The sequence below is a fragment of the Roseomonas rosulenta genome (assembly GCF_016106005.1).
Lineage (GTDB): Bacteria > Pseudomonadota > Alphaproteobacteria > Acetobacterales > Acetobacteraceae > Neoroseomonas > Neoroseomonas rosulenta.
Genome location: NZ_JACADR010000327.1, coordinates 1 through 4483, shown reverse-complemented (window position 1 = coordinate 4483; position 4483 = coordinate 1). Strand labels below are relative to the sequence as shown.

At 70.4% G+C, this 4483-nt stretch carries 4 protein-coding genes and 1 pseudogene; all 5 read left to right on the top strand.

What is annotated here, in order from left to right:
- A pseudogene (locus tag HW578_RS23375) lies at positions 1-276 on the top strand (type VI secretion system protein TssA); the annotation flags it as partial.
- Between the two features lie 187 nt (positions 277-463).
- Positions 464-970, top strand: coding sequence for a type VI secretion system contractile sheath small subunit (tssB, locus tag HW578_RS23370; protein WP_198373115.1), 507 nt, complete (start codon positions 464-466; stop codon positions 968-970).
- 4 nt (positions 971-974) lie between these two features.
- Positions 975-2474 (top strand): type VI secretion system contractile sheath large subunit, encoded by a 1500-nt coding sequence (gene tssC / locus HW578_RS23365; protein ID WP_198373114.1) that lies wholly within the window; start codon positions 975-977, stop codon positions 2472-2474.
- A gap of 135 nt (positions 2475-2609) precedes the next feature.
- Entirely contained in the window at positions 2610-4070 is a 1461-nt protein-coding gene (gene tssC, locus HW578_RS23360) for a type VI secretion system contractile sheath large subunit (protein WP_369407963.1), read from the top strand.
- Positions 4067-4483, top strand: a 417-nt coding sequence (locus tag HW578_RS23355; protein ID WP_198373112.1) for a tetratricopeptide repeat protein, incomplete at its 3' end; no start/stop codon positions are given. The genes tssC (HW578_RS23360) and HW578_RS23355, both read left to right, overlap by 4 nt.

Below are 4483 nucleotides of genomic sequence, written 5' to 3'. Positions count from 1 at the left end.
GACGAGGGCGCCGCGGCCACGCCCGGTGCGGCGGCCGCGGCCGCGCCGGGCGGGCCGCGCGTGCTGCGCACCCGCGAGGACGCGATTCGTGCACTCGAGGAGATCGCGGCCTTCTTCCGCAGGACCGAGCCGCATTCCCCGCTCGCCTTCACGCTGGACGACGCGGCGCGCCGGGCGCGCATGCCGCTGATCGAACTGCTGGCCGAGGTCATGCCCGATGCCGGCGTGCGCCGGGTGATGCTGACCTCGCTCGGCATCCGCGTGCCGGAAGAGTGAGGGCGCGATGGCGCTTTCGCCGGCATCCGGCCGTGCTAGCCTTGGCCCCGGTCGGCGGTCGCGGGTCTTGCTCGCGGCCGTCCGTGGCGGTGTGATCCGGATGCGTTGACCCGGATCGGGCTGACTGCGTAATCTTCGCGAGAACCGAAACCCTTGGGCACCGGACCTCGCCCTCAGGAGGAAGCTGATGAGCAGCGTGCATGACAAGCTCGCGCGGGTCCGCAAGCCGCGCGTCCACATCACCTACGAAGTCGAGACGGAGGGCGCGCAGATCGAGCGCGAGCTGCCCTTCGTGGTCGGCATCATGGGCGACTTCGCCGGCGACCCGACCGAGCCCCTGAAGCCCCTGGCCGAGCGGAAGTTCGTCCAGATCGACCGTGACAACTTCAACGACGTGATGACCCGCATCCAGCCGGGACTGAACATCAAGGTCGACAACACGCTCGCCGGCGACGGAAGCCAGATGTCGGTGAACCTGAAGTTCCGCAGCCTCGAGGATTTCGAGCCGGCCAAGGTGGCCGAGCAGGTCCCCGCGCTGAAGGCGATGCTCGAGACGCGCGCCAAGCTGCGCGACCTGATGTCCAAGGTGGACCGCTCGGACGAGCTGGAGGGCCTGCTCGAGCAGGTGCTGCAGGACAAGGACAAGCTCGACAAGCTCTCGGCCGAACTCGGCCTCGACAAGAAGGAGGGCTGATCGCATGAGCGGCACCCAGACTTCCGCAGCCGGCGCCACCACCACGACGACCGAGGCCGAAGGCGGCCTTGGCCTTCTCGACCAGGTCATCGGCGCGACCAAGCAGACCGAGCGCGACCGCGCGCAGGACCTGATCAAGGCGCTGACCGAGGAAGCGCTGAAGGGCACCGTGACCTTCAGCCGCAACCTCAGCCAGACCTTCGACCGCGCGATCGCCGCGATCGACGCCAAGGTCAGCGAGCAGCTCAACCAGATCATGCACAACGAGCGCTTCAGCAAGCTCGAGGGCTCCTGGCGCGGCCTGCACTACCTGGTGATGAACAGCGAGACCGGCACGTCGCTCAAGCTGCGCATGCTGCAGATGAGCAAGCGCGAGATGTCGCGCGACCTGCAGCGCGCGGTGGAGTTCGACCAGTCCACGCTGTTCAAGAAGATCTACGAGAACGAGTTCGGCACCCCGGGCGGCGAGCCCTATGGCGCGCTGATCGGCGACTACGAGTGGTCGGCCCACCCCGACGATGTCGAGACGCTGCGCCTCGTGTCCTCGGTGGCCGCGGCGTCCTTCGCGCCCTTCATCTCGGCGGCCTCCGCCCAGATGTTCGGCATGAACGACTACCGCGAGCTGTCGAAGCCGCGCGACCTCGCCAAGATCTTCGAGACCGCCGAATACACCAAGTGGCGCGGCCTTCGCGATACCGAGGATGCGCGCTTCCTCAACCTGGTCATGCCGCGCACCATCGCGCGCCTGCCCTACGGCGCGGCGACCGTGCCGGTCGAGGAATTCAACTACGAGGAAGCGCCCTACGACGCCGCCGGCAAGCCGAAGGCGATGGACCACGAGCACTACTGCTGGATGAACGCCGCCTACGTCATGGGCGCGCGCCTCACCGACGCCTTCGCGCAGTACGGCTTCTGCGTGGCGATCCGCGGCGCGGAGGGCGGCGGCAAGGTGCAGAACCTGCCGACGCACGTCTTCACCTCGGATGACGGCGACAGCGACACCAAGTGCCCGACCGAGATCGGCATCACCGACCGCCGCGAGGCCGAACTCTCGGGCCTCGGCTTCCTGCCGCTGTGCCACTACAAGAACACCGACTACTCGGTCTTCTTCGGCGCGCAGTCGGTGCAGAAGCCCAAGAAGTACGACCGGCCGGAAGCCACCGCGAACGCGGCCATCTCCGCCCGCCTGCCGTACCTCATGGCGACGTCGCGCTTCGCGCACTTCCTCAAGGTGATGGCGCGCGACAAGATCGGCTCCTTCATGGAGGCGTCGGATTGCGAAGTCTGGCTGAACCGCTGGATCCGCAACTACGTCAACTCCAACGAGAGCGCCGGCCAGGAGATGAAGGCGCGCTACCCGCTGCGCGAGGCCAAGGTCGAGGTGAAGGAAGTGCCCGGCAAGCCGGGCGTCTACAACGCCGTCGCCTATCTGCGCCCGTGGCTGCAGATGGAGGAACTCAGCACCTCCATGCGCATGGTCGCGCGCATTCCGCAGAAGGCTTGATCACGGCCGGGCGGGACAGGAGGGCGCGGCGCCATGCCGCCGGCAACCGAACCTGACCCGCCCGTCGCCTTGCGGGCCCTTGTCCTGTCCGGGCGTTTCCTCGGGCAGGGTGGGGGTGCCGGCGGTGCGGAGGCCGTGGCAGCCTTCATCACGGAAAGGTCGGCCGGGTCCTGCATGCGGGCCTGGTTCGGCGGCAACCTCGAAGGAATCCTTCGCCACGACGGGACGCCGCGCGGGCGCCGCGGCGCCATCCATCGGCTGGAGGAAGCCGTCGATCGCGACATCGCCGCGCTCGACCGGCTGATCGCGACGCAACTCGACGCCATCCTGCACCACGATCGCTTGCGCCGCCTCGAAGGGTCGTGGCGCGCATTGGCCTGGCTCGCCGAGCGCATCCCCTTCGGCGCGCGCATCAAGCTGCGCGTTCTGGCGGCCCGCTGGGCGGAGCTGTGCCGCGACTTCGAGCGTGCTCTGGAATTTGACCAGTCCGCCCTGTTCAAGATGGTCTACGAGGGCGAGTTCGGCACGCCCGGCGGCGAGCCCTTCGGCATGCTGGTCGCCGACTACGAGGTGCGCCACGCGCCCGGCCCCGGCAGCCCGACTGACGACGTGGCCGGCCTCGATGGGCTGGCCGGCGTCGCCGCGGCGGCCTTCGCGCCGGCGGCGATCGCGGCGCATCCCGCGCTGCTCGGCTTCGATACCTGGTCGGGCCTCGGCGCCGCGGCCGACCTCACGGACGTGCTGCGCGCCGCCGACCGCACGCGCTGGCGCTCGCTCCAGGGGCGCGAGGACAGCCGCTTCCTCTCGGTGGTGCTGCCCCGCGCGCTGGGCCGCGCGCCCTGGCCCGACGATGGCACCCGCGCCGACCGCTTCCGCTACCGCGAGCACGCGCCGGGCTCCGAATCGCGGGTCTGGATGAATGTCGGCTATGCGCTGGCCGCCGCGGCAGTGCGCGCCTTCGCGCGCTCCGCCTGGCCGGCCGATGTGCGCGGTGCCGCGGTCAACCGCGACCCCTCGGGCGGCGTCATCGAGGGCCTGCCCGCCGAGCGCCTGCCGGGCGACCCGCGCGACGCGCCGCTGCGCCCCCCTGTCGAGGTGGCGCTGACCGATGACCAGGAACGCCAGGCGGTCGAGGCCGGCTTCGTGCCCTTCATCGGGCTCGAACTGCTGGCGGAAGGCTCCTTCGCCGCCACGCCCTCGATCCACCGCCCGCCGCGCATGACCGGCGACACCGCGATGGCGGCCAATGCGAACCAGCGCCTCTCGGCACAGTTCAACGCCATGCTCTGCGTCAGCCGCTTCGCGCATTGCGTGAAGCTGATGGGGCGCGACATGGTGGGCTCCTTCAAGACCGCCGACGACATCGAGCGGCGGCTGCAGCGCTGGCTGCAGGGCTTCACGAACATCTCGGCCGCGGGCGGCGAGACCGGCGCGCGCTACCCGCTGCGCGACGCCCGGGTCGAGGTTGCTGAAAAGCCCGGGCAACCGGGTGTCTATGGCTGCACGATCATGCTGCAGCCGCATTACCAGTTGGACGAGGTGGGGGCGGCCTTCCGCCTCGTGACGGATCTCCAGGCGGCGAGGCAAGCGGCATGACGACGGCAGGCGAAGCGTTCAAGGCAGGCGACATCGAGGGCGCGGTGGCAGCGGCGACCGCCGCGGTCAAGGCGGCCCCGCGCGAGGCGGGGGCGCGCTGGCTGCTGGCCGAGATGCTGGTCTTCGCCGGCGAGTTCGAACGCGCCGATCGCGCGCTCGATGCCGTGATCGAGGACACGCCCTCGCCCACCGTCATGGAATTCCGCCAACTGATCCGCGGCGAGGTGGTGCGCCGGCAGGTGCTGACCGAAGGCCGCGTGCCGAAGTTCCAGGGCGAGGACCCGACCGAGGCGCAGAAGGCCGCGGCGCGCGCCATCACCCTGCTGCGCGCGGGCGACCATGCCGGTGCGGCCGCCGCGGCCGCGGAGGTCGAGGCGCTGCGCCCGCGCGTCACGGGCCGCGCGGGCGACCTG